Origin of the sequence: Lactobacillus isalae (assembly GCF_947539375.1) — a bacterium.
Taxonomy (GTDB): Bacteria; Bacillota; Bacilli; order Lactobacillales; family Lactobacillaceae; genus Lactobacillus; species Lactobacillus isalae.
Map to the genome: position 1 here is coordinate 2,073,765 of NZ_OX443569.1, position 25,182 is coordinate 2,098,946.

Here is a 25,182-nt window from a genome sequence, read left to right on the forward strand (position 1 = left end):
AACACAAATGTAATATTTAGATTCTTATACAAGAAAGGATGTTTTCTTTGTTAGGACACGCTGTGAACTACGGTAGTCACCGGACAAGACGTAGCTTCTCTCGAATTAAAGAAGTATTGAAGTTACCTAACTTGACTGATGTACAAACGCAATCTTACAAGTGGTTTCTTAATGAAGGTATTCGTGAAATGTTTGACGACATTATGCCGATTTCAGACTTTTCAGGAAAACTTTCTTTAGAGTTTGTTGACTACAAACTTTTGAAGCCAAAATACACTCTTGAAGAAGCACGTGATCACGATGCTAATTACTCTGCTCCTCTTCATGTAACTTTAAAGTTAACCAACCATGAAACTGGAGAAATTAAGACTCAAGACGTTTTCTTCGGAGAATTCCCATTAATGACAGATTCAGGTACTTTCGTTATTAATGGTGCTGAGAGAGTTATTGTTTCTCAGCTTGTTAGATCTCCTGGTGTTTACTATCATTCAGATTTTGATAAAAATGGTCGCCAAATTTTCGGTGCTACAGTTATTCCTAACCGTGGTGCATGGCTTGAATATGAAACTGATGCTAAGGATTTAGCTTATGTTCGTATTGACCGTACTCGTAAGCTTCCTTTGACTGTTTTAATTCGTGCTTTAGGATTTGGCTCTGACAGTGAAGTTGCTGATATGTTTGGTGAAAGTGATTCACTTCGTTTCACTTTGGAAAAAGATATCCACAAGAATCCTGCTGACTCTCGTGTTGCAGAAGCATTAAAGGATATTTACGAAAGATTACGTCCAGGTGAACCTAAGACAACTGATTCTTCTCGTTCACTTTTGTATGCTAGATTCTTTGATCCAAGAAGATACGATTTAGCTCCTGTTGGTCGTTACAAGATCAATAAGAAACTTTCTTTAAAGAATCGTTTATTAAGACAAACTTTGGCTGAAACTTTAGCTGATCCTGATACTGGTGAAATTATCGCTAAGAAGGGTGACGTTGTTACTCATGAAGTTCTTGATAAATTATCACCTTACTTAGATCGTGACGACTTTAAGATGGTAACTTATGAACCTTCAAAAGAAGGTGTATTACCTGATCCAGTAACAGTTCAAGAAATTAAAGTATATTCTAAGGTTGATCCTGAACGTGTAATTAAGTTAATGTCTAACGGTCATATTGCTGATGATGTTAAGCACTTAACTCCAGCCGATGTATTGGCATCAATTAACTACTTCTTTGACCTTCAAGACAACATTGGAACTACTGACGATATTGACCACTTAGGTAACCGTCGTATTCGTCGTGTAGGTGAATTACTTCAAAACCAATTTAGAATTGGTTTAGCAAGAATGGAACGTGTTGTACGTGAAAGAATGTCAATTCAAGACATTTCCACAGTTACACCACAACAATTAATTAACATTCGTCCTGTTGTTGCTTCAGTTAAGGAATTCTTTGGTTCATCACAATTGTCACAGTTCATGGACCAAAACAATCCACTTGGTGAGTTAACTCACAAACGTCGTATGTCTGCCTTAGGACCTGGTGGTTTGTCTCGTGACCGTGCTGGATATGAAGTTCGTGACGTGCACTATACTCACTATGGTCGTTTATGTCCTATTGAAACTCCTGAAGGACCTAACATTGGTTTGATTAACTCTTTGGCAACTTACGCTATTGTTAATAAGTATGGTTTTATTGAAACACCATACCGTCGTGTTTCTTGGGATACGCACAAGGTTACTGACAAGATTGATTACTTAACTGCTGATGTTGAAGATAATTACATTATTGCCGGTGCCAACGCCCCATTAAACGAAGATGGTTCCTTCAAGGATAAAATTGTTTTAGCTCGTCACAAGGAAGATAACCTTGAAGTTACGCCTGATAAGATTGACTACATGGACGTTATTCCTAAGCAAGTAGTTTCAGTAACTTCTGCATGTATTCCTTTCCTTGAAAACGATGACTCTAACCGTGCTTTGATGGGTGCTAACCACCAACGTCAGGCTGTTCCATTGATTAATCCACATGCTCCAATTGTTGGTACTGGTATGGAATACCGTGCTGCTCATGACTCTGGGGATGCATTAGTTGCTAAGGCGCCTGGTGTAGTTGAATACGTTGATGCAAACGAAATTAGAATTAGAAGAGACGACGATACTTTAGATAAGTATGTTCTTGAAAAATTCCGTCGTTCAAACGCTACAAAGAACTACAACCAAACACCAGCTGTTAAGCAAGGTGAAAGAGTAGTAGCTGACGAAGTTATTGCTGATGGTCCAGCAATGGAAAACGGCGAATTAGCTCTAGGTCAAAACCCAATTATTGCGTTCTTGACTTGGAACATGTACAACTATGAAGATGCCGTTATGATTTCTGAACGTATGGTTAAAGATGATGTTTACACATCTATCCATATTGAAGACTATGAATCAGAAGCTCGTGATACTAAGCTTGGACCTGAAGAAATCACACGTGAAATTCCAAACGTTGGTGAAGATGCACTTAAAGACCTTGATGAAGAGGGGATTGTACGTATTGGTGCCGAAGTTCAAGACGGTGATATCTTAGTTGGTAAAGTTACTCCAAAGGGTGTGACTGAATTATCTGCTGAAGAGCGTTTGCTTCACGCTATCTTTGGTGAGAAGGCTCGTGAAGTTCGTGATACTTCCTTACGTGTACCACATGGTGGTGGCGGTATTGTTCAAAACGTACAAGTCTTCACTCGTGAAGCAGGAGACGAATTACCACCTGGTGTAAACAAGATGGTTCGTGTCTACATCGTTCAAAAGCGTAAAATTCAGGTTGGTGACAAGATGTCTGGTCGTCACGGAAACAAAGGTACTATTGCCTTAGTTTGTCCTGAAGAAGATATGCCATACTTACCAGATGGTCGTCCAGTAGACATTTGTTTGAACCCAATGGGTGTGCCTTCACGTATGAACATTGGACAGGTTCTTGAATTACACTTAGGTATTGCGGCTAAGCAATTGGGTATTCATGTTGCCACTCCAGTATTTGATGGTGCTTCTGAAGATGATATGTGGAACATGGTTCGTGAAGCTGGTATTGGTAAAGACGGTAAGACTGTTCTTTACGATGGACGTACTGGTGAACCATTCCACAACCGTGTTTCAGTAGGTATTATGTACTACTTGAAGTTGACTCACATGGTTGATGACAAGATTCACGCACGTTCAATTGGGCCTTACTCACTTGTTACTCAACAACCACTTGGTGGTAAAGCACAATTCGGTGGTCAGCGTTTCGGTGAAATGGAAGTTTGGGCTCTTGAAGCTTACGGTGCTGCATACACATTACAAGAAATTTTGACTTACAAGTCAGATGATGTTGTTGGTCGTGTTAAGGCATATGAAGCTATTGTCAAGGGCGAAAGAATTCCAAAACCAGGTGTTCCAGAATCATTTAGAGTTCTTGTTAAGGAACTTCAATCCTTAGGTTTGGATATTAAAGTCTTAGATATGGATCATAAGGAAATTGAATTACGTGACATGGATGATGATTCTAATGATCACTTCAACATTGATACTTTATCTAAGCTTGCTGAACAACAAGAAAAGAAGAAGTTGGCCGAAGAAGCTGCAAAGAAAGATGATAAATCAGCTGAACCTGTAGATCAGAGTGATTCTTCAACTTCATCTGATGATAAGGTTTCTAAGTAAATAGGAGGTTAAACTTTTGATCGACGTAAATAAGTTTGAAAGTATGCAAATCGGTTTGGCTTCTCCAAACAAGATCAGAAGTTGGTCTTATGGTGAAGTTAAAAAGCCAGAAACTATCAACTATCGTACTTTGAAACCAGAAAAAGATGGTTTGTTCGATGAAAGAATTTTCGGACCAACTAAAGACTGGTCTTGTGCTTGTGGTAAGTACAAGGGTATTCGCTATCGCGGTATTGTTTGTGATCGATGTGGTGTAGAAGTAACTTCTGCTAAAGTTAGAAGAGAACGCATGGGCCACATTGAATTGGCTGCACCAGTTTCACATATCTGGTATTTCAAAGGTATTCCATCTCGTATGGGATTAGTTTTAGATATTTCACCTCGTGCTCTTGAAGAAGTAATTTATTTTGCTGCATATATTGTAATTGACGCAGGTGATACCGATCTTGAAGATAAGCAACTTCTTACAGAAGCTGAATATCGTGAAAAGAAAGCAAAATTTGGCAACCGTTTTGAAGCTAAAATGGGAGCTGAAGCTGTAAAGGAACTTCTTGAACAAGTAGATATTGATAAAGAAGTTCATGACTTAAAAGAAGAATTAAAGACTGCTACTGGTCAAAAGAGAACTCGTGCTATCAGAAGATTAGATATCTTAGATGCATTTAAGAACTCTGGCAATAAGCCTTCATGGATGGTAATGGATTGTATTCCTGTTATTCCACCTGACTTAAGACCAATGGTTCAGCTTGATGGTGGTCGTTTCGCTACTTCTGACTTGAACGATTTATATAGACGTGTAATTAACCGTAACAATCGTTTGAAGAGATTATTAGATTTAAATGCACCAAGAATTATCGTTCAAAATGAAAAACGTATGCTTCAAGAAGCTGTTGATGCATTAATTGATAACGGTAGACGTGGTCGTCCAGTTGTAGGACCAGGTAACCGTCCACTTAAGTCTCTTTCTCACATGTTAAAAGGTAAGCAAGGACGTTTTCGTCAAAACTTGCTTGGTAAACGTGTCGACTACTCAGGTCGTTCAGTTATCGATGTTTCACCTAAATTGAAGTTCTATCAATGTGGTGTTCCACGTCCAATGGCTTTAGAGCTATTTAAGCCATTTGTAATGCATGAATTGGTAAAACGTGGTTTAGCATCTAATATTAAGAATGCTAAGCGTAAGATTGATCGTGAAGACGACGATATCTGGGATATCTTAGAAGATGTAATTAAGGAAAGACCAGTTCTCTTGAACCGTGCACCTACTCTTCACCGTCTAGGTATTCAAGCATTTGAACCAGTTTTGGTGCCAGGTAAGTCAATTCGTCTTCACCCACTTGCTTGTGAAGCTTACAATGCTGACTTCGATGGTGACCAGATGGCCATTCACGTTCCATTATCTGATGAAGCTGTAGCAGAATCTCGTTTGCTTATGCTTGCTGCTCACCACATCTTAGCTCCTAAGGATGGTAAGCCAATCGTTACTCCTTCTCAGGATATTGTTTTGGGTAACTACTGGTTAACTCAAGCAGAACGTGGTCGTGAAGGTGAAGGTATGATTTTTGATTCACCAGCTGAAGCAGCTATTGCTTATGCAAATGGTGACATTCACTACCACACTCGTATTGGTTTAGCAGCAGATTCAATGCCTGAAAAGCCATGGCCAAAGGGATATGAACATGGTATCTTTGTAACTACTTATGGTAAGTTAGTCTTTAACCAAATTTTCCCTAAGGATTTCTTCTATATTAATGACCCTACTCAAGAAAATCTTACTCATCCTGTAGATGAAAGATACTTCTTGCAACCAGGTGAAGATATCCATGAAAAGCTTGATAATATGAAGCTTGGAAAGGCCTTTAAGAAGGGATTCTTATCAGATTCTATTGCTCAAATTTACAAGGATTACAAGGTTCAGAGAACTTCTGATTTCTTGGATGACTTGAAGGAATTAGGTTACACAGTATGTACTACTTCTGGTTTGACTATTGGTGTCGAAGATATTCCTACAATTACTGATAAGGATGATATCGTAGCAGAAGCTCGTAAGAAGGTTGATGTAGTTTCTAAGCAATATCGTCGCGGTTTGATCACTGATGAAGAAAGACACGACCGAGTAATTAGCATTTGGAATAATTGTAAAGATATTGTTCAAAACGAAATTGCTCAAATTCATGCTCCAAGAAACCCAATCACAATCATGGCTGACTCTGGTGCTCGTGGTAACATTTCTAACTTTACTCAACTTGCTGGTATGCGTGGATTGATGGCTGCTCCTAACGGAGGAATGATGGAAATTCCTGTTACTTCAAACTTCCGTGAAGGGTTATCTGTTTTGGAAATGTTCATGTCTACTCACGGTGCCCGTAAAGGTATGACGGATACTGCCTTGAAGACTGCCAACTCAGGTTACTTAACTCGTCGTTTGGTAGACGTAGCGCAAGACGTTATTATTCGTGAAGAAGATTGTGGTACTGATCGTGGTTTGACTGTTCATGCAATCACTGAAGGTGACGAAATGATTGAACCATTGTTTGATCGTTTAGTTGGTCGCTACACTTCTAAGAGTGTTTATGATCCAGAAACTCATGAAGTTATTTGCCCAGCAGATGTCTTGATGGATGAAGATATGGCTCATAAGATTGTTGACGCTGGTGTAACAGAAGTAACTATTCGTTCCGTATTTACTTGCAACACTCAACATGGTGTATGTAAGAAGTGTTACGGTATGAACCTTGCTACTGGTGATGATGTTGAAGTTGGTGAAGCAGTAGGTACTGTTGCTGCTCAATCAATCGGTGAACCTGGTACTCAGTTAACTATGCGTAACTTCCACAACGGTGGTGTTGCCGGTGCTGCAGATATTACTCAAGGTTTACCTCGTGTTCAAGAATTATTTGAAGCTCGTAACCCTAAGGGACGTGCAACAATTTCTGAAGTAACTGGTGAAATAACTTCAATTGAAGAAGATCCAGCAGAACACACTCGCCAAATTACTGTAAAGGGTCAAACAGATACTCGTACTTATGATGTACCATATACTGCATCTGTAGCAGTTGCTGAAGGTGACCATGTTGTACGTGGAGATAAATTGACTCTTGGTTCTATCGATCCTAAGGAATTGATTCGTGTACGTGATGCATTGACTACTGAAAAATACATTCTAAGCGAAATTCAAAAAGCTTATAGAATGCAGGGTGTAGAAATTGCTGATAAGCACGTTGAAGTTATGGCACGTCAAATGCTTCAAAAAGTTCGTATTCTTGACCCAGGTGAAACTGATATCTTACCAGGTGAATTAATGGATATTGGTGAATTTAAGGCAAGAAACCGGGAAGTAATTATTTCTGGTGGTATTCCTGCAACTGCACAAAGTGTAATTCTTGGTATTACCAAGGCCGCTCTTGAAACTAACAGTTTCTTATCTGCAGCTTCATTCCAGGAAACTACTCGTGTTCTTACTGATGCTTCTATTCGCGGAAAGAACGATCCATTACTTGGTCTTAAGGAAAATGTTATTATCGGTAAGATTATTCCTGCAGGTACTGGTATGCCAGTTTACCGTGAAATGGAACCTAAAGCTGATGTTCCTGAAGATGAAAAGAAAAAGTCAGTGTATTCTATAGCTGATATCGAAAAGAAATTAGCTGCAGCTGATGCGGAAAAAGATAACGGTTCAGCTGACTAATTGTCCTTTCAAAACTTAAACATTTGTGTTAAAAAAGCCTATTTGCGAAAGCAAATAGGCTTTTTTTATACATAGTTATAGAAAATAATACTTAGGAAAATAAAAGGTATGAAGGGATACGAGTGCTTATCGCGATCAAATATGTAAATAAGTATTAGAAAAATAGAAGATAGTAAGAAAAGATATTCCGCCAGATAGAAATTATAGTAAAACATAAGAATAATAAAAATTATCGTATCTCCATATCCAAATTTCTTTCTTAAATTCATTATTAAAAAAATAGAAAGAACAATAAGAATTAAGAACCATTCAAATTCAGCATAGTTTGGAGCATTACCCATCATTTTTAATATTGTAAGGACAAATAAAGGTATAAGAGGATAGATTGGAAAAGATTGTTCTAGATAATCAAAAATACTGAGGAGAAAAATAAAGGTAATCAGGAAATATGAAGTTAAATCGTGATAGGGATCAAGTGGTAAGAAAGCAAACCCACCAATTATTTCACAGTAAAGGGTTTCAGGGGAAATAGGAGTTTGACAGAAAAAACATTTTCCTCGATATTTAATAAAAGAGAAAATAGGAATCTGATTTATAAGCGTAAGGGGAATTTTACAGCTATCGCAATGAGACTTAGCCGAAATAAAATTTTCTTTTTCAAAGCGCTGAACGATTACTAATAAATGTGAGCCTATGATACTTCCGACAGTAAAATTAAGTAGATAAATTAAATATTTTGACATAAATTAACCTCCAGTATTTATATACGCAAAATTAAAAAAGTTTTTTTAAATTGTTTACGGAATTAAAAAATCATGTTACACTAGCCATTGTGCTATTAAAAACATGATATCCGTGAGGTCAGAAAAGAAACTCCCGGATGTGTGAACAATTTTAGGAGGAAATTTTAATGCCAACAATTAACCAATTGGTTAGAAAAGGCCGTCACTCAAAGACGACTAAATCTGATTCACCAGCTTTAAACTATGCTTACAACAGCATGAAGAAAAAGATGAACTACAACCCAGCACCTCAAATGCGTGGTGTTGCAACTCGTGTAGGTACTATGACACCTAAGAAGCCTAACTCAGCTTTACGTAAGTACGCTCGTGTTCGTCTTTCAAACTTAATCGAAGTTACTGCTTACATCCCTGGTATTGGTCACAACTTGCAAGAACACTCCGTTGTTTTAATTCGTGGTGGTCGTGTAAAGGACCTTCCTGGTGTTCGTTACCACATCATTCGTGGTGCTTTGGATACTGCAGGTGTTGATGGTAGAAAACAAGGCCGTTCTAAGTACGGTGCTAAGAAGGGTTAAACAGTTAATAGGAGGGACTACTAATGCCTAGAAAAGGTAATATTGCTAAGAGAGATGTTTTAGCAGATCCAGTTTACAACTCTAAATTGGTTACTAAGTTAATTAACCACTTAATGATTGATGGTAAGAAGGCAAAGGCATCTTCAATTCTTTACGATGCTTTTGGTATCATTCAAGATAAGACTGGTAAAGAACCAGTTGAAGTTTTTGAAGAAGCAATGAACAATGTTATGCCAGTTTTGGAAGTTAAGGCTCGCCGTATCGGTGGTTCTAACTACCAAATCCCAGTTGAAGTTCGCCCAGAAAGAAGAACTACTCTTGGCTTAAGATGGCTTGTTTCTTACGCTCGTTTACGTAATGAACATACTATGGATGAACGTCTTGCAAATGAAATCATGGATGCTGCTAACAATACTGGTTCAGCAGTTAAGAAACGTGAAGACGTCCACAGAATGGCAGAAGCAAACCGTGCATTTGCTCACTACCGCTTCTAATCGTTAGTTTGTAAAAGGAGATTAATCTTATGGCTAACAAACGTGAATTCCCTTTGGATAAGACACGTAACATTGGTATCATGGCCCACATCGATGCCGGTAAAACTACTACTACTGAACGTATTTTGTACTATACTGGTAAGATCCACAAAATTGGTGAAACTCACGAAGGTGACTCACAAATGGACTGGATGGATGAAGAAAAGGAACGTGGTATCACTATTACTTCCGCAGCTACTACTGCTCAATGGAAGGATTACAGAATTAACATTATCGATACCCCAGGACACGTTGACTTTACTATCGAAGTAGAACGTTCCCTTCGTGTTCTTGATGGTGCCGTAACTGTTCTTGATGCTCAAGCTGGTGTTGAACCACAAACTGAAAATGTTTGGCGTCAAGCTGAAACTTACGGTGTTCCTCGTATCGTTTTCGTTAACAAGATGGACAAGATTGGTGCTGACTTTGACAAGTCTGTTAAGTCATTGCATGAACGTTTGAACGCAAACGCTCAAGCTGTTCAAATGCCTATTGGTTCAGCTGATACCTTTGAAGGTGTTATTGACTTGATTAACATGGTAGCTGATGTTTACGATGAAGATAAACTTGGTTCAAAATGGGATACTATTCCTGTTCCCGATGAATACAAGGAAGAAGCTTTAAAGCGTCGTAACGAATTAATTGAAGCTGTTGCCGATGTTGATGATGGCATTATGGACAAGTACCTTGGTGGTGAAGAAATTTCTAATGACGAATTAAAGGCAGCTATCCGTAAAGCTACTTTGAACTTAGAATTCTTCCCAGTTTACGCTGGTTCAGCATTTAAGAACAAGGGTGTTCAAATGATGCTTGATGGTGTTATTGATTACTTACCATCACCACTTGACGTAAAACCTTATGTTGCTCATGATCCTAAGACTGGTGATGAAGTTGAACTTATGGCTGATGATAAGAAGCCATTTGCAGCTTTAGCATTTAAGATTGCTACTGACCCATTTGTTGGTCGTTTAACTTTCATCCGTGTTTACACTGGTTCACTTCAATCTGGTTCTTACGTATTGAATGCATCAAAGAATGCGCGTGAACGTGTTGGTCGTTTGCTTCAAATGCACGCTAACTCAAGAACTGAAATCCCTGAAGTATTCTCAGGTGATATCGCTGGTGCTATTGGTTTGAAGAACACTACTACTGGTGATTCTTTAACTGATCCAGATCACCCACTTATTTTGGAAAGCTTACAAGTTCCAGATCCAGTTATCCAAGTATCTGTTGAACCGAAGTCAAAGGCTGACCGTGATAAGATGGATGTTGCTTTACAAAAGCTTACTGAAGAAGACCCAACTTTCCGTGCAGAAACTAACCCAGAAACTGGTCAAACTTTGATTTCTGGTATGGGTGAATTGCACTTGGATATCATGGTTGAACGTATGAAGCGTGAATTTAACGTTGAAGCAACTATTGGTGAACCTCAAGTTGCTTACCGTGAAACTTTCACTAAGGAAGCTAAAGCACAAGGTAAGTTTGTTCGTCAATCCGGTGGTAAAGGTCAATATGGTGATGTTTGGATTGAATTTACTCCAAACGAAGAAGGTAAAGGTTACGAATTCGAAGACGCTATCGTTGGTGGTGTTGTTCCTCGTGAATTTATTCCTTCAGTTGACCAAGGTTTACAAGAAGCTATGAAGAATGGTGTTCTTGCAGGTTACCCATTAATTGATGTTAAGGCTAAGTTATACGATGGTAGTTATCACGAAGTCGACTCATCAGAAGCTGCCTTCAAGGTTGCTGCTTCTCTTGCTTTGAGAAACGCTGCTTCTAAGGCTGGTGCAGTTATCCTTGAACCTATCATGAAAGTTCAAGTAACTACTCCAGAAGAATACTTGGGTGATGTAATGGGATCAATTACTGCACGTCGTGGTTCTATGGAAGGTATGGAAGATAGAGCTGGTGCTAAGGTAATTAACTCATTCGTTCCACTTTCAGAAATGTTTGGTTACGCAACTACTTTGCGTTCATCAACTCAAGGTCGTGGTACATTTACAATGGTATTTGACCACTACTCACCAACTCCTAAGTCTATTCAAGCTGAAATCATCAAAAAACGTGGTGGAGAAGACGCTGAATAATTTATAAATAGAGAGTTTGAAAAAGAGATATCAAATGATATCTCTTTTTTTGCATAAAAAATAAAATAAAATGCTGAGAAAGCTTGCTATTTAAGGAAAGACACAGTACAATAGTAAACGTGCGAAAATATTGGAGGGGCATACCCCGCGCACAAAAGCAATGCTTTGACGCAAAAGGTTGCGGCACACCAGGCTGCATTGCCACAGAGGTGAGTCGGTAATTTTTGCCGAGCTAGTCATCTTTTAAAGAAGACGAAGGAGGTTATTAGATGGCAAGTCAACAAATTCGTATTAGATTAAAGTCATACGAACATGGTATTCTCGATGAATCAGCTGCGAAGATCGTAGCTACTGCTGAAAGAACAGGAGCACAAATTTCTGGTCCTGTTCCACTACCTACGGAAAGAACTTTATTCACTGTTTTACGTTCACCACACAAGAACAAAGATTCACGTGAACAATTTGAAATCCGTACACACAAGCGTTTAATTGATATTTTGAATCCAACACCTAAGACTGTTGATTCATTAATGAAGCTTGATTTACCAAGCGGCGTTGATATCGAGATTAAATTATAATTTAAAACATATATGGAGGTGTAATCATGACCAAAGGAATCTTAGGAAGAAAGGTCGGTATGACTCAAATCTTCACTAAAAATGGTATCTTGGTTCCTGTAACTGTTATTGAAGCAACCCCTAACGTTGTTTTACAAGTTAAAACTAACGAATCAGACGGTTACGAAGCAGTTCAAGTAGGTTACCAAGATATGCGTGAAGTATTGAGCAACAAACCTGCCAAAGGTCATGCTGCAAAAGCAAAGACTTCACCTAAGCGCTTCATTCGGGAAATCCGCGATGTCGAGCTTAAGGATTACGAAGTCGGCTCAGAAATCACGGTGGACTCATTTAGTGAAGGTGACGTAGTTGACGTTACTGGAACTACAAGAGGTCATGGTACTCAAGGTAACATCAAGCGTTGGGGCCAATCAAGAGGTCCAGAAACCCACGGTTCTAGATATCACAGAATCCCAGGTTCAATGGGTTCGATCATTAACCGTGTACCTAAGGGTAAGAAGTTACCTGGTCACATGGGTGGCAAGAAAGTTACCGTACAAAACTTAGTAATCGAAAAAGTTGTACCTGAAAAGAACGTACTTTTAATCAAGGGTAATGTTCCAGGTGCAAAGAACTCATTAATTTTTGTAAAATCTGCTGCTAAAGCTGCTAAATAGGAAGGAGGACTATAATGGCTAATTTAGAAATTATCGATCAAAAAGGTAAGTCTGCAGGTAATGTGGATTTAAATGAAGAAATCTTCGGTATTGAACCTAATGAAAGTGTTGTTTTTGATGCTATCATTAGACAAAGAGCTGGTAAGCGTCAAGGTACTTCTGCTGTAAAGAATAGATCAGCTGTTCGTGGCGGTGGTAAGAAGCCTTGGAGACAAAAAGGTACTGGTCGTGCTCGTCAAGGTTCTATTAGAGCTCCACAATGGCGTGGTGGTGGTACTGTATTTGGCCCAACTCCTCGTTCATACAAGATGGATATGCCTCGTAAAGCACGTCGTTTAGCTATGAAGTCAGTTCTTTCCCAAAAAGTTGCTGACAAAGATTTAATCATTCTTGATCAATTAACTTTAGAAGCACCTAAGACTAAAGAATTAAAGGCTATCTTAGATAATGCTAATGTTTCTGGTAAGGTTTTAGTTGTGTCTGATGATAAGAATGTTCAATTATCAGGTAAGAACCTTCCAAAAGTGAAAGTTGTACCTGTTAATGGCTTAAATGTTGTTGATGCGGTTGACTACCAAAAACTTGTATTAACTCAAGACGCTATTAAGAGAATTGAGGAGGTTTTGGCATAATGGATGCACGTGATATCATCTTACGGCCTGTAGTTACCGAAAAATCCATGAACTTAATGGATGATAAGAAGTATACTTTTGATGTGCTTGTATCAGCTACCAAGACTCAAGTTCGTAATGCAATTGAAGAAATTTTTGATGTAAAAGTTAAGAATGTTAACATTATGAACGTTCGCGGTAAAGAAAAGAGAGTTGGTCGTTACACTGGTAAGACTGCTCGCCGTAGAAAAGCAATCGTTACTTTAACTGAAGATTCTAATGACATTAAGATCTTCAATGATAATAAAGAAAATTAGTAAATAGGAGGTCAGTCAATTGGCAATTATCAAATATAAGCCAACTACAAACGGCAGACGTAATATGACTTCTTCCGACTTTGCTGAAATTACCAAGAAAAAGCCTGAAAAGACTTTACTTGAATCTCAAAGTCATACTGCTGGTCGTAACTCATACGGTCATATTACTGTTAGACACCGTGGTGGTGGTCATAAACAAAAATACCGTATCATTGACTTCAAGCGTAACAAGGATGATGTAAAAGCAGTTGTTAAGGCTATTGAATATGATCCAAATAGAACTGCTAACATCGCTCTTCTTCACTACACTGATGGTATTAAGGCTTACATCTTAGCACCTAAAGGTTTAGAAGTTGGTACTGTTGTTGAATCTGGTCCAAATGCTGATATCAAACCAGGTAATGCATTACCATTATCTGCTATTCCAGCTGGTACTGAAATTCACAATATCGAATTGAAGCCTGGTAAAGGTGGTCAATTAGTAAGAAGTGCTGGTACTGTTGCCCAAGTTCTTGGTAATGACGGTAAGTACACTTTAGTTAGACTTCAAAGTGGTGAAGTTCGTAGAATTTTATCAACTTGCCGTGCTACTATCGGTTCTGTTGGTAATGAACAACACTCATTAATTCAATTAGGTAAAGCTGGTCGTAAGCGTTGGTTGGGTAAACGTCCACAATCTCGTGGTTCCGTAATGAACCCTAACGATCACCCACATGGTGGTGGTGAAGGTAAGGCTCCAGTTGGTCGTCCACAACCTATGACTCCATGGGGTAAGAAGTCTCGTGGTATTAAGACTAGAAACTCTAAGGCTAGAAGTGAAAAACTTATTATTCGTCACCGTAAAGGTAACAAATAATTAAACGAAGGAGGTTAATTAATGAGCCGTAGTATTAAAAAAGGTCCTTTTGCTGATGCAAGCCTTTTAAAGAAGATCGAAGCCCAAGAAGGTTCCGAAAAGAAGCAAGTAATTAAAACATGGTCTCGTCGTTCAACTATTTTCCCTTCCTTTGTTGGTTTCACAATAGCTGTTTACGATGGTAGAAAACATGTGCCAGTATACATTACTGAAGATATGGTTGGTCATAAGTTAGGTGAATTCGTACCTACTAGAACTTTCCGCGGTCACAAGGTCGCTGATAAGGCCACTACTACAGTAGGTAAATAATAGGAAGGAGAGACATCTAAATGGCAGAACAAATTAGTTCAGCTAAAGCTGAAGCAAGAACAGTTCGCATCGCTCCTAGAAAAGCCCGTTTGGTAGTAGACCTTATTCGTGGAAAGAGTGTTGCTGAAGCTCTCGCAATCTTACAATTTACGCCAAGAGCTGCTTCCCCAATCGTTGAAAAAGTATTGAAGTCAGCTATTGCAAATGCTGAACACAACTACGATCTTGAAAGTGCAAATCTTTACGTATCAGAAGCATACGTTAACGAAGGTGCAACTTTAAAGAGATTCCGTCCACGTGCTAAGGGTATGGCTTCTCCAATTAACAAGAGAACTAGCCACGTAGTAGTTGTAGTATCTGAGAAGAACGATTAAGGGAGGTAAATTTAATGGGTCAAAAGATTAACCCAAATGGTTTCCGTCTCGGTGTTAACCGTGATTGGGAAGCAAAGTGGTATGCAGACAAAAACTACGCTGACACTTTAAATGAAGATTTACGTATTAGAAAGTTCATCTCTGAAAAGTTAGCTGATGCATCTGTTTCCACTGTGGAAATTGAACGTGCTGCAAACAGAATTAACATTTCTATCCACACTGCTAAGCCAGGTATGGTTATTGGTAAAGGCGGTAAGGAAGTCGAAGCTTTAAGAAAAGAACTTAGCGCTTTAACTAAGAAGAACGTTCACATTAATATTGTTGAAATTAAGAAGCCTGATTTAGATGCTAAATTAGTTGGTGAAGGTATTGCTCGTCAACTTGAAGCAAGAATTGCATTTAGACGTGCAACTCGTCAAGCAACTCAAAGATCTATGCGTTCTGGTGCCAAGGGTATCAAGGTTCAAACTGCTGGTCGTTTGAATGGTGCTGATATGGCCAGAAGAGAATGGCATACTGAAGGTAGTGTTCCACTTCATACTTTAAGAGCAGATATTGATTATGCTTGGGTAGAAGCTGCAACTACTTATGGTCAAATTGGTGTTAAGGTTTGGATTAATCGTGGTGAAATTTTACCACAACGTAAGAACAAACCTTCTAAGAAAGCGAAGGGAGGAAACTAATAGTGTTAGTACCTAAGCGTGTAAAGCACCGTCGTGAATTTCGCGGTAAGATGCGTGGTGAAGCCAAAGGTGGAAAGACCATTGCATTTGGTGAATATGGTTTAGAAGCTGTTGAATCTCACTGGATTACTAATAGACAAATCGAAGCTGCTCGTATTGCTATGACTCGTTTCATGAAGCGTGGCGGACGTGTTTGGATTAGAATCTTCCCACAAAAATCCTACACTGCAAAAGGTGTTGGTGTTCGTATGGGTTCCGGTAAAGGTGCACCAGCTGGTTGGGTAGCAGTTGTTAAAAGAGGCAAGATTATGTTTGAAATCGGTGGCGTTTCAGAAGACGTTGCTCGTGAAGCTTTAAGACTTGCTTCAAACAAGCTTCCAATTAAGACTAAGTTTGTTAAGAAGAGTTCGGAAGTAGGTGGCGAATCTAATGAAGGCTAAAGATATCAGAGCATTAACCACTGATCAAATGTTAGAAAAGGAAAAGCAATATAAAGAAGAACTTTTTAATTTGCGTTTCCAACAAGCAACGGGTCAATTAGAGAACACCGCTCGCTTGAGACAAGTCCGCAAGAACATTGCTAGAATTAAGACAATTCTTAGCGAAAAAGAATTGAGCAAGAATTAGTTAACGGAAGGGAGTTATTAACTTGAGCGAAACTAACGAAAGAAATAATCGTCACGTATACCAAGGTCGAGTTGTTTCTGACAAGATGGATAAGACTATTACAGTTGTTGTAGATACTTACAAGAACCACCCTGTTTATAAGAAGCGTATCAAGTACTCAAAGAAGTATTACGCTCACGATGAAAACAACGAAGCTAAGATTGGCGATACTGTTCGTATCATGGAAACCCGTCCATTATCACATGCGAAGCGTTACCGTCTAACTAAGATTGTTAAGAAGTCAATTTAATTACGCGGATTTTATTGAGGGGAGGATAAACTAGTGATCCAACACGAAAGCCGTTTAAAGGTTGCTGACAACTCCGGTGCAAGAGAACTCCTAGTTATCAAGATTTTAGGTGGTTCTAAGCGTAAGACCGGTAATATTGGTGATATCGTAGTTGCTGCTGTTAAACAAGCAACACCAGGTGGCGTTGTCAAAAAAGGTGATGTTGTTAAAGCAGTTATTGTTAGAACAAAATCAGGTGCACGCCGTGAAGATGGTTCATACATCAAGTTCGACGAAAATGCAGCAGTTGTAATTAATGCTGATAAGAGTCCTCGTGGAACTCGTATTTTTGGGCCTGTAGCCCGTGAACTGCGTGAGCACGATTTCATGAAGATCGTATCTCTTGCTCCTGAAGTCTTATAATTTTTTAGGGAGGTGCACTGATGTTTGTTAAAACAGGTGACAAAGTAAAAGTTATTGCCGGTAAAGATAAAGGCAAAGAAGGCACTGTACTTTCAGTCAACGCCAAGACTAACCGTATCGTTGTCAAAGGTGTTAATAAGATCAAAAAGCATGAGAAACCTTCACAAACCAACGCTAATGGTGGTGTGGTAGAAAAAGAAGGTTCTATCCATGCATCTAATGTAAAAGTTATTGCTAAAAAAGAAGATAACAACAAATAGGAGGGAGGACGCACATGGCAAACAGTTTAGTAGAAAAATATTCAAATGAAATCGCACCAGCTATGAACAAGAAGTTTAATTACGATTCAGTTATGGAAATTCCTAAGATTGATAAAATCGTTTTAAACATGGGTGTCGGTGATGCAGTTTCTAATGCTAAGAATCTTGATGAAGCTGTAGAAGAATTGACTTTAATCTCAGGTCAAAAGCCTTTGATTACTAAAGCTAAGAAATCAATCGCTAACTTCCGTTTACGTGAAGGTATGTCTATCGGTGCTAAGGTTACTCTTAGAGGCGACAGAATGTACGATTTCTTATACAAATTAATCAACGTTTCTCTTCCTCGAGTTCGTGATTTCCGTGGGATTAGTTCTAGATCATTTGATGGTCGTGGTAACTACACTTTAGGTATCAAGGAACAATTGATTTTCCCAGAAATTGATTACGACAAGGTAAACCGTGTTAGAGGTTTGGACGTTGTTATTGTAACTACTGCCAATACTGATGAAGAAGCTCGTGAACTTCTTACTGAGTTTGGTATGCCTTTTGCTAAATAATTTGGAGGACATTAATGGCTAAAACATCACAAATCGTCAGAAATCATCGTCCTGCTAAGTTTTCATCTCGTGAATACACTCGTTGCGAGAGATGTGGCCGTCCACACTCTGTTTACCGCAAGTTCAAATTATGCCGTATTTGCTTAAAAGACTTAGCACACAAGGGTCAAATTCCTGGTGTTAAAAAGGCAAGTTGGTAATTAACGGTAAAGGAGGCAAATTAAATGGTCATGACAGATCCTATTGCAGATTACTTGACTAGAATTAGAAATGCTAACATGGCAAAGCACAGTTCTGTTGAGATTCCTGCATCATCAATGAAGAAATCACTTAGTGAAATCTTAAAGAACGAAGGCTTTATTCGCGATTACCAAGTTGAAGATGACAACAAACAAGGTATGATCAAGATTTTCTTGAAGTACGGTCCTAATAACGAACGTGTTATTTCAGGTTTAAAGCGTATTTCTAAGCCTGGTTTAAGAAATTACGTAAGTGCAGAAAACTTACCAAAAGTTCTTAATGGTCTTGGTATTGCTATCATTTCTACTTCTGCAGGTGTGATTACTGATAAAGAAGCTAGAGAAAAGAACGTCGGCGGCGAAGTTATTGCTTACGTTTGGTAATTTTGACAGAAAGGAGAACTATTAATGAGCCGAATTGGTTTAAAGGTCATCGAGGTTCCTGAAAAGGTCACAGTTACCAAGAATGGTGACGACATCACTGTTAAGGGACCAAAAGGTGAACTTACTAGATACTTTGATCCACGCATTACCTTTGAACAAAAAGATGGAGAAATTCATTTTAGTCGTTCAAGTGAAGCTGATAAAGCTCTTCATGGTACTGAAAGAGCAAATCTTGCTTCCATGATTGAAGGTGTAACTGATGGATATGTTAAGAAGTTAACTTTAGTTGGTGTTGGATACCGTGCAGTTGCACAAGGTAAGAAATTAACATTAAATGTTGGTTACTCTCACCCAGTTGAATTTGAAGCACCAGAAGGTATTACTGTTAAAACTCCATCAGCAACTTCAATTGAAATTGAAGGTATTTCAAAACAAGTTGTAGGTCAATTTGCGGCAGAAATTCGTGATGTTCGTCCACCAGAACCTTACAAGGGTAAAGGTATTCGTTACGAAGATGAATATGTACGTCGCAAGGAAGGTAAGACTGGTAAATAATAAATAGAAAATTTTTGAGGTGAAATTGTGATTTCTAAACCAGATAAAAACAAATTACGCTTAAAGCGTCATAAACGTATTCGTGGAAAGATTTCTGGTACTGCTGAGCGCCCACGCTTAAGTGTTTTCCGTTCAAACAAAAACATCTACGCTCAATTAATTGATGATGTAGAGGGTGTAACGCTTGCAAGTGCCTCAACAAATGATAAAAACATTTCAGCTGAAGGTTCTAAAATGGAACAAGCTGCTGAAGTAGGTAAAGCTTTAGCTGAAACTGCTGCTAAGAAGAACATCAAGAGTGTTGTATTTGATAGAAGTGGTTACTTATACCACGGTCGTGTACAAGCTCTTGCTGATGCAGCACGTGAAAACGGATTAGAATTCTAGGAAAGGAGAATTAACTAATGGCAAACCGCAACGATTCTCGTAGAGATTCTCGTAAAGATCGTAAAAAAGACGATATTGAAGATCAATTAGTAGCAATTAACCGGATCACCAAGGTTGTTAAGGGTGGTCGTCGCATGAGATTTGCTGCTGTTGTAATCGTCGGCGATAGAAAAGGTCATGTAGGTTTTGGTACTGGTAAGGCTCAAGAAGTCCCAGAAGCTATCCGCAAGGCTGTTGAAGCTGGTAAAAAGAGAATGATTAAGGTACCTACTGTTGGTACTACTATTCCACATGAAGTTATGGGCCATTACGGTTCTGGTAACATTATGTTGAAGCCTGCTGAAGCTGGTTCTGGTGTTGCTGCTGGTGGTGCTGTTCGTATTATCATGGATTTAGCTGGTATTTCAGATGTTACTTCTAAATCACTTGGTTCAAATACACCAATCAATGTTATCCGTGCTACTATGGACGGTTTGAGTAAGTTAAAGACTCGTGAAGATGTTTTGAAACTTCGTGAGTCAGCAAAAAGCTTAGAAGATTAAGGAGATTAAATAATGGATTTAAAAGTTACCTTAATTAAAAGCGTCGCACACCGTCTTCCAAAACAAAGAAAAATTGTTAAAGCTCTTGGTCTTGGTAAGGTAAATAGCACTGTTGTTCTTCCAGACAACGCTGCAACTCGTGGCGCTTTATTGAAGATTGCTCACCTGATCTCAGTTGAAGAGGTTAATAAGTAATTAGAATCCAAGGAGGTGCCAATTAATGAAGCTTAATGAATTAAAACCAAATGAAGGTTCACGTCGCAACAGAAAGCGTGTTGGTCGTGGTACTTCTAGTGGTTACGGTAAAACTGCTGGTCGTGGTCAAAAAGGTCAATTAGCTCGTACTGGTGGTAAGACTCGTTTAGGTTTCGAAGGTGGTCAAATGCCATTATTCAGAAGAATGCCTAAGCGTGGTTTCAAGAATGTTAACCGCAAAGAATACGCTATTATTAATTTAAATGATTTAAACAGATTTGATGATGGTAGTGAAGTAACTATCGATACATTGAAATCATCAGGTTTAGTTAAAAAAGAACTTGCAGGAGTTAAGTTGTTAGCTAACGGTGAATTAAAGGTTAAGTTAACTGTAAAAGTTAACAAAGCCTCAGAAGCTGCTAAAAAAGCTGTTGAAGCCGCTGGCGGAACTGTTGAGGTGATCTAATGTTCTCGACCTTGAAGAACGCCTTTAAGGATAAAGATATTAGATCAAAGATCTTTTTTACTCTCTTTATCCTATTGCTTTATCGAATCGGAGCTAATATTACTGTTCCGGGAGTTAATGCAAAAGCTATTACACGGGTTGCACAGACTGGTTTAGTCCCAATGTTGGATACAGTTAGTGGTGGTGGATTAGATACATATTCAATCTTTTCACTTGGTGTTTCACCTTACATTACTGCTCAGATTGTTATCCAATTACTCCAAATGGACATTGTTCCTAAGTTAGTTGAGTGGGGGAAACAAGGAGAGGTTGGAAGACGAAAGACAAATCAGGTAACGCGTTATCTTACGTTAGTCGTTGCTTTTGTTCAAAGTCTAGGAATTACTCTTGGTTTTAACGTTTTAACTGAAATGGGTTTGGTTAAAACGCAAACCCCTCAAACCTATATTGAGATTGCCATTATTATGACAGCTGGGACAATGCTTTTGACCTGGCTAGGTGATGAAATCACTGATAAGGGTCTTGGAAATGGTGTATCTGTAATTATTTTTGCAGGTATCATTGCTCGACTTCCTAATGGAATTTATCAGTTATTTAAAGATTTCATTATTAATAATAGTGCTAGCGATCGTTGGCAAGGGATTTTGTTCTTCATCGCGATCATTATTGCCATTTTACTAGTAACTCAATTTGTTACATGGTTTCAACAGGCTGATTTACGAGTACCTATTCAATATACTCGTAGAGCAGCAACAAGTGGCTCCGAAAGTTTCCTACCGCTAAAGGTTAACGTTTCTGGAGTTATTCCAGTTATTTTTGCCAGTTCCTTTATTATTACACCAGCTACAATTTTGATGGCTTTCCAAAGATCTCATGGAAATGAACAATGGTTTAAGATTTGTAATCAAATATTTAGTTTACAAACCACACCGGGTGCATTAATTTATACACTATTAATTATCTTGTTCACTTTCTTCTATGCCTTTGTTCAAGTAAATCCAGAAAAGTTGGCTGAGAACTTGCAAAAGCAAGGAGCCTACATTCCTAGCGTTTGGCCAGGAAAAGATACACAAAAATATGTATCTAAAATTTTGATTAGATTATCTACAGTAGGTGCGGTATTTTTAGGCCTTGTTGCCTTATTACCACAACTTGCTACAAATATTTTTGGTTTACCAAGTTCAATTGGTCTTGGTGGAACTAGTCTTTTAATCGTTATTGGTGTGGTTTTAGAATTAGCTCGTCAAGTTGATGGGTTGCTAATGAAACGCGAATACGTTGGATTTATTAGATAGTAAGGATAAAAATGATTAATTTAATTCTTTTAGGTTTGCCTGGTGCAGGCAAAGGAACAGCTTCTGAAAGCATTGTGGATAAGTATCACTTGGCACATATTTCTACTGGTGATATGTTTAGAGAAGCTATGGCTAATGAAACTCCAGTTGGTTTAGAAGCTAAAAGTTATATCGATAAAGGAAACTTAGTGCCTGATGAGGTTACTGCTAAGTTAGTTGAAGAACGACTTAAGCAACCTGACACTAAGAATGGATTCATCTTAGATGGATTTCCAAGAACCACTGTTCAAGCAGAACTTCTTGAAGGTATAACTAAACGGTTGGAAAAACCGTTAACTAATGTAATTGCAATTGATGTTGATGAAGATGTTTTAATCAAGCGTTTATCAGCACGTTACATTTGTAAAAATTGTGGTGCAACTTACAACAAGATTTCAAATCCAACTAAGGTAGAAGGGACTTGTGATCGTTGCGGCGGACATGAATTTTTCCAACGTGAGGATGACAAGCCAGAAGTTGTTAAAAATCGCTTAGAAGTTAACAAGAAAATGAATACCCCTCTTCGTGATTTTTATGAAGAAAAGGGAATTCTTTCAACTGTTAACGGTGAACAAACTCCGGAAAAAGTATTTGAAGACATTGACAAAATTTTAAGTAAAGACTAGTCTGTTATTGTTTTTTTTACATTCCGTGTTATAATGCCTAAGTGTGACTATTTGTTCATGTGGAGGAACAATTTTGGCAAAAGAAGATGTCATCGAAGTTGAGGGTAAGGTAGTCGATACCTTACCTAATGCTATGTTTAAAGTTGAATTAGAAAATGGTGCAACTATTTTAGCTCATGTTTCTGGTAAAATCAGAATGCACTACATTAGAATTTTACCTGGTGATAGAGTAACAGTTGAATTATCACCATATGATTTAACTAAGGGTAGGATTACGTATCGTTTTATTAAGTAATTACGGAGGCAAACATGAAAGTTAGACCATCTGTTAAACCAATGTGTGAACATTGCAAGATTATCAAAAGACATGGTCGTGTTATGGTGATTTGCTCTGCAAACCCTAAGCACAAACAACGTCAAGGTTAATAGTTATATATTTTTATTAGGAGGTGCAATTTAATGGCACGTATTGCTGGTGTTGACTTACCCAGAAATAAAAGAGTTGTAGTCGCATTAACTTATATCTATGGTATTGGTGAACCAACTGCAAAAAAGATTTGTAAAGATGCTGGTATTTCTGAAGATGTTCGTACTAATGACTTGACTCCAGAAGATCAAGAAAAATTACGTAGCGAAGTAGATAAATATCGTGTTGAAGGTGATCTTCGTCGTGAAGTTAGTCTTAACATTAAGCGTTTAGTTGAAATTGGTTCATACCGTGGTATTCGTCACCGTCGTGGCTTGCCAGTTCGTGGTCAAAATACCAAGAATAATGCTCGTACTCGTAAGGGTTCAAAGAGAAAATAATTTATTAAATAGGAGGTTAAGTTAATGGCTGCAAAGAAAACAGCACGTAAACGCCGTGTAAAGAAGCATGTTGAAAGCGGCGTTGCTCATATTCATTCTACGTTTAACAATACCTTGGTCATGATTACTGACGTACAAGGTAACGCAGTCGCATGGTCTTCCGCTGGTGCTTTAGGTTTCAAGGGTAGTCGTAAGTCTACACCATTTGCTGCTCAAATGGCCGCAGAAGCAGCTGCAAAATCTGCAATGGATCAAGGCATGAAGCATGTTGAAGTTTCAGTTAAAGGCCCAGGTGCAGGTCGTGAAGCTGCTATTAGAGCACTTCAAGCTGCAGGTCTTGAAATCACTGCTATTCGCGACGTTACTCCAGTGCCGCACAACGGTTCCAGACCACCAAAACGTCGTCGTGTCTAGTTTATTCCTGCGTGCAGGACATTACGTTTTGAAAGGGGCCCAGTAATGATTGAATTTGAAAAACCAAATATTACCGTAGTAGACCAAGAGGAGGCATACGGTAAGTTTGTTGTCGAACCACTGGAACGCGGTTTCGGGACTACTTTAGGTAACTCACTCCGTCGAGTTTTACTTACTTCCATTCCAGGTACGGCACTTTCTTACATTCAGATTGATGGTGTATTACATGAATTTTCAACAGTTCCTGGCGTTAGAGAAGACGTCACTAAAATTATTCTTAATTTGAAGAAACTAGAGTTAAAGTCACTCTCAGATGAAGAAAAAATTGCTGAAATCGATGTAACTGGTCCAGCAATCGTAACTGCTGCTGATTTGAAGGTCGACTCTGATATTGAGGTCTTAAATCCAGATCAATATATTTGTAGTATTGCTGATGGTGGCCATTTGCATATGAACGTTGCGATCAAATCTGGTCGTGGTTATGTTCCCGCAAGTGAAAACAAGACAGATGACATGCCTATTGGTGTCATCCCCGTTGATTCACTCTTTTCACCAATCAAAAAAGTTAACTACCAAGTTGAAAGTGCTCGTGTTGGTAAAAGAGACGATTATGACAAATTAACTTTAGAAATTTGGACTGATGGTTCAATCACGCCTAATGATGCCCTTAGTTTCGCTGCGAAGATTCTTGTAGAACACTTCAAAGTATTTATGTCTACTGATATGGATGCGCAGTTTGATGATGTAATGGTAGAAAAAGAGGACGATAAGAACGAGAAGAAGCTTGAGATGACGATCGAAGAGCTTGATCTATCTGTTCGTTCATATAACTGCTTAAAACGTGCAGGAATTAATACTGTTCAAGAATTAACTGATAAATCTGAAGCAGATATGATGCGCGTACGTAACTTAGGACGTAAGTCATTAGAAGAAGTAAAGAATAAACTTGCCGAACTTGGTCTATCACTTCGTCAAGATGACTAAGTTGGAAAAATAAGGAGGGAAAACTCATGGCATACCGTAAATTAGGTCGCGATAGTGCACACAGAAAAGCAATGCTTAGAGAAATGACTACTCAATTGATCATGAACGAACGCATTGTTACTACTGAAACCCGTGCTAAAGAAATCCGTAAAACTACCGAAAAAATGATTACTTTAGGTAAACGCGGTGATTTAAGTGCTAGAAGAAAGGCTGCTGCTTTTGTTCGTAATGAAATCGCTGATATTCATGAAGAAAAAGATGCAGTTGTTGTAAAATCAGCACTTCAAAAACTTTTCAGTGATATTGCACCTCGTTACAAAGACCGTAATGGTGGTTACACTAGAATGTACAAGTTAGCTAACCCACGTAAAGGTGACGCTGCTCCAATGGTAATCATTGAATTAGTTTAATTTCGTAAAATATTAAT

35 protein-coding genes are annotated in these 25,182 nt (G+C 38.5%); 34 read left to right on the plus strand and 1 reads right to left on the minus strand.

From position 1 onward, the window contains the following. Positions 1 to 38 precede the first annotated feature (38 nt). On the plus strand, positions 39 to 3,677 hold the full coding sequence (rpoB, locus tag QM512_RS09950; protein ID WP_282805510.1) for a DNA-directed RNA polymerase subunit beta: 3,639 nt from the start codon (positions 39 to 41) through the stop codon (positions 3,675 to 3,677). A 16-nt stretch (positions 3,678 to 3,693) separates the two neighbouring features. Then, positions 3,694 to 7,365 carry a DNA-directed RNA polymerase subunit beta' gene (gene rpoC, locus QM512_RS09955; RefSeq protein WP_282805511.1) on the plus strand — a complete coding sequence of 1,224 codons (3,672 nt, stop codon included), beginning with the start codon at positions 3,694 to 3,696 and terminating at the stop codon, positions 7,363 to 7,365. Positions 7,366 to 7,430: 65 nt separating this feature from the next. Here the strand turns inward: rpoC and QM512_RS09960 are convergent, their stop codons facing one another. Continuing rightward, positions 7,431 to 8,108, minus strand: coding sequence for a prepilin peptidase (locus QM512_RS09960; RefSeq protein ID WP_282805512.1), 678 nt, complete (start codon positions 8,106 to 8,108; stop codon positions 7,431 to 7,433). A 167-nt stretch (positions 8,109 to 8,275) separates the two neighbouring features. Between QM512_RS09960 and rpsL the strand changes: the two genes are divergently transcribed. The 32 genes from rpsL (at position 8,276) to rplQ (ending at position 25,165) form a co-directional block, all read left to right on the plus strand. Continuing rightward, the gene (rpsL, locus tag QM512_RS09965; RefSeq protein ID WP_003647838.1) at positions 8,276 to 8,683 is read left to right on the plus strand and encodes a 30S ribosomal protein S12; all 408 of its coding nucleotides are present in this window, start codon (positions 8,276 to 8,278) and stop codon (positions 8,681 to 8,683) included. A 23-nt stretch (positions 8,684 to 8,706) separates the two neighbouring features. Continuing rightward, positions 8,707 to 9,177 (plus strand): 30S ribosomal protein S7, encoded by a 471-nt coding sequence (rpsG, locus tag QM512_RS09970; protein WP_004895884.1) that lies wholly within the window; start codon positions 8,707 to 8,709, stop codon positions 9,175 to 9,177. A 29-nt stretch (positions 9,178 to 9,206) separates the two neighbouring features. Continuing rightward, complete coding sequence (gene fusA, locus QM512_RS09975; RefSeq protein ID WP_057717990.1) at positions 9,207 to 11,303, plus strand: elongation factor G; 2,097 nt, start codon at positions 9,207 to 9,209, stop codon at positions 11,301 to 11,303. Between the two features lie 269 nt (positions 11,304 to 11,572). Then, positions 11,573 to 11,881 carry a 30S ribosomal protein S10 gene (rpsJ, locus tag QM512_RS09980; protein ID WP_003647835.1) on the plus strand — a complete coding sequence of 103 codons (309 nt, stop codon included), beginning with the start codon at positions 11,573 to 11,575 and terminating at the stop codon, positions 11,879 to 11,881. Between the two features lie 26 nt (positions 11,882 to 11,907). After that, the gene (gene rplC, locus QM512_RS09985; protein ID WP_003649467.1) at positions 11,908 to 12,537 is read left to right on the plus strand and encodes a 50S ribosomal protein L3; all 630 of its coding nucleotides are present in this window, start codon (positions 11,908 to 11,910) and stop codon (positions 12,535 to 12,537) included. Positions 12,538 to 12,551: 14 nt separating this feature from the next. Beyond that, positions 12,552 to 13,169: a 50S ribosomal protein L4 gene (gene rplD / locus QM512_RS09990; RefSeq protein ID WP_003647834.1), complete on the plus strand. Its 618-nt coding sequence runs from the start codon at positions 12,552 to 12,554 to the stop codon at positions 13,167 to 13,169. Continuing rightward, positions 13,169 to 13,465: a 50S ribosomal protein L23 gene (rplW, locus tag QM512_RS09995; protein WP_004895873.1), complete on the plus strand. Its 297-nt coding sequence runs from the start codon at positions 13,169 to 13,171 to the stop codon at positions 13,463 to 13,465. The genes rplD and rplW overlap by 1 nt, the downstream gene beginning before the upstream one ends. A gap of 19 nt (positions 13,466 to 13,484) precedes the next feature. Further along, positions 13,485 to 14,321 (plus strand): 50S ribosomal protein L2, encoded by an 837-nt coding sequence (gene rplB / locus QM512_RS10000; protein ID WP_282805513.1) that lies wholly within the window; start codon positions 13,485 to 13,487, stop codon positions 14,319 to 14,321. Positions 14,322 to 14,342: 21 nt separating this feature from the next. Beyond that, entirely contained in the window at positions 14,343 to 14,630 is a 288-nt protein-coding gene (gene rpsS / locus QM512_RS10005) for a 30S ribosomal protein S19 (protein WP_003647831.1), read from the plus strand. 20 nt (positions 14,631 to 14,650) lie between these two features. After that, on the plus strand, positions 14,651 to 15,004 hold the full coding sequence (rplV, locus tag QM512_RS10010; protein ID WP_003649465.1) for a 50S ribosomal protein L22: 354 nt from the start codon (positions 14,651 to 14,653) through the stop codon (positions 15,002 to 15,004). Between the two features lie 14 nt (positions 15,005 to 15,018). Beyond that, complete coding sequence (rpsC, locus tag QM512_RS10015; RefSeq protein ID WP_282805514.1) at positions 15,019 to 15,687, plus strand: 30S ribosomal protein S3; 669 nt, start codon at positions 15,019 to 15,021, stop codon at positions 15,685 to 15,687. 2 nt (positions 15,688 to 15,689) lie between these two features. Next, positions 15,690 to 16,127 carry a 50S ribosomal protein L16 gene (rplP, locus tag QM512_RS10020; protein ID WP_003647829.1) on the plus strand — a complete coding sequence of 146 codons (438 nt, stop codon included), beginning with the start codon at positions 15,690 to 15,692 and terminating at the stop codon, positions 16,125 to 16,127. Continuing rightward, a complete protein-coding gene (rpmC, locus tag QM512_RS10025; protein ID WP_003647828.1) occupies positions 16,117 to 16,314 on the plus strand; it encodes a 50S ribosomal protein L29 in 198 nt (65 codons plus the stop codon). The genes rplP and rpmC overlap by 11 nt, the downstream gene beginning before the upstream one ends. Positions 16,315 to 16,336: 22 nt before the next feature. Then, positions 16,337 to 16,603, plus strand: a complete 267-nt coding sequence (rpsQ, locus tag QM512_RS10030) for a 30S ribosomal protein S17 (RefSeq protein WP_003647827.1) — start codon at positions 16,337 to 16,339, stop codon at positions 16,601 to 16,603. A gap of 33 nt (positions 16,604 to 16,636) precedes the next feature. After that, positions 16,637 to 17,005 carry a 50S ribosomal protein L14 gene (rplN, locus tag QM512_RS10035; RefSeq protein ID WP_003647826.1) on the plus strand — a complete coding sequence of 123 codons (369 nt, stop codon included), beginning with the start codon at positions 16,637 to 16,639 and terminating at the stop codon, positions 17,003 to 17,005. Between the two features lie 20 nt (positions 17,006 to 17,025). Next, entirely contained in the window at positions 17,026 to 17,265 is a 240-nt protein-coding gene (gene rplX, locus QM512_RS10040; protein ID WP_004895861.1) for a 50S ribosomal protein L24, read from the plus strand. A gap of 14 nt (positions 17,266 to 17,279) precedes the next feature. Continuing rightward, positions 17,280 to 17,822, plus strand: a complete 543-nt coding sequence (gene rplE, locus QM512_RS10045) for a 50S ribosomal protein L5 (RefSeq protein ID WP_003649462.1) — start codon at positions 17,280 to 17,282, stop codon at positions 17,820 to 17,822. Between the two features lie 14 nt (positions 17,823 to 17,836). Further along, the gene (locus tag QM512_RS10050; protein ID WP_003647824.1) at positions 17,837 to 18,022 is read left to right on the plus strand and encodes a type Z 30S ribosomal protein S14; all 186 of its coding nucleotides are present in this window, start codon (positions 17,837 to 17,839) and stop codon (positions 18,020 to 18,022) included. A 24-nt stretch (positions 18,023 to 18,046) separates the two neighbouring features. Further along, a complete protein-coding gene (gene rpsH / locus QM512_RS10055; protein ID WP_003647823.1) occupies positions 18,047 to 18,445 on the plus strand; it encodes a 30S ribosomal protein S8 in 399 nt (132 codons plus the stop codon). Between the two features lie 24 nt (positions 18,446 to 18,469). Continuing rightward, positions 18,470 to 19,000 carry a 50S ribosomal protein L6 gene (gene rplF, locus QM512_RS10060; RefSeq protein WP_011161522.1) on the plus strand — a complete coding sequence of 177 codons (531 nt, stop codon included), beginning with the start codon at positions 18,470 to 18,472 and terminating at the stop codon, positions 18,998 to 19,000. Positions 19,001 to 19,027: 27 nt separating this feature from the next. Continuing rightward, entirely contained in the window at positions 19,028 to 19,387 is a 360-nt protein-coding gene (rplR, locus tag QM512_RS10065; RefSeq protein ID WP_003647821.1) for a 50S ribosomal protein L18, read from the plus strand. Between the two features lie 17 nt (positions 19,388 to 19,404). Further along, complete coding sequence (rpsE, locus tag QM512_RS10070; protein ID WP_003647820.1) at positions 19,405 to 19,929, plus strand: 30S ribosomal protein S5; 525 nt, start codon at positions 19,405 to 19,407, stop codon at positions 19,927 to 19,929. Between the two features lie 9 nt (positions 19,930 to 19,938). Continuing rightward, a complete protein-coding gene (rpmD, locus tag QM512_RS10075; protein WP_024273012.1) occupies positions 19,939 to 20,124 on the plus strand; it encodes a 50S ribosomal protein L30 in 186 nt (61 codons plus the stop codon). A gap of 25 nt (positions 20,125 to 20,149) precedes the next feature. Further along, a complete protein-coding gene (gene rplO / locus QM512_RS10080) occupies positions 20,150 to 20,590 on the plus strand; it encodes a 50S ribosomal protein L15 (RefSeq protein ID WP_003649460.1) in 441 nt (146 codons plus the stop codon). Beyond that, on the plus strand, positions 20,590 to 21,885 hold the full coding sequence (secY, locus tag QM512_RS10085) for a preprotein translocase subunit SecY (RefSeq protein ID WP_003649458.1): 1,296 nt from the start codon (positions 20,590 to 20,592) through the stop codon (positions 21,883 to 21,885). The genes rplO and secY overlap by 1 nt, the downstream gene beginning before the upstream one ends. A gap of 11 nt (positions 21,886 to 21,896) precedes the next feature. Next, positions 21,897 to 22,550 carry an adenylate kinase gene (locus tag QM512_RS10090; protein WP_282805515.1) on the plus strand — a complete coding sequence of 218 codons (654 nt, stop codon included), beginning with the start codon at positions 21,897 to 21,899 and terminating at the stop codon, positions 22,548 to 22,550. A 73-nt stretch (positions 22,551 to 22,623) separates the two neighbouring features. Beyond that, the gene (gene infA / locus QM512_RS10095) at positions 22,624 to 22,845 is read left to right on the plus strand and encodes a translation initiation factor IF-1 (protein WP_003647816.1); all 222 of its coding nucleotides are present in this window, start codon (positions 22,624 to 22,626) and stop codon (positions 22,843 to 22,845) included. 14 nt (positions 22,846 to 22,859) lie between these two features. Further along, complete coding sequence (rpmJ, locus tag QM512_RS10100; RefSeq protein WP_003647815.1) at positions 22,860 to 22,976, plus strand: 50S ribosomal protein L36; 117 nt, start codon at positions 22,860 to 22,862, stop codon at positions 22,974 to 22,976. Between the two features lie 33 nt (positions 22,977 to 23,009). Next, on the plus strand, positions 23,010 to 23,357 hold the full coding sequence (rpsM, locus tag QM512_RS10105; RefSeq protein WP_057717980.1) for a 30S ribosomal protein S13: 348 nt from the start codon (positions 23,010 to 23,012) through the stop codon (positions 23,355 to 23,357). 24 nt (positions 23,358 to 23,381) lie between these two features. Further along, positions 23,382 to 23,771 (plus strand): 30S ribosomal protein S11, encoded by a 390-nt coding sequence (gene rpsK / locus QM512_RS10110; RefSeq protein WP_003647813.1) that lies wholly within the window; start codon positions 23,382 to 23,384, stop codon positions 23,769 to 23,771. A 45-nt stretch (positions 23,772 to 23,816) separates the two neighbouring features. Beyond that, a complete protein-coding gene (locus QM512_RS10115; RefSeq protein WP_282805516.1) occupies positions 23,817 to 24,755 on the plus strand; it encodes a DNA-directed RNA polymerase subunit alpha in 939 nt (312 codons plus the stop codon). 26 nt (positions 24,756 to 24,781) lie between these two features. Continuing rightward, on the plus strand, positions 24,782 to 25,165 hold the full coding sequence (gene rplQ / locus QM512_RS10120; protein WP_003649454.1) for a 50S ribosomal protein L17: 384 nt from the start codon (positions 24,782 to 24,784) through the stop codon (positions 25,163 to 25,165). Positions 25,166 to 25,182 lie beyond the last annotated feature (17 nt).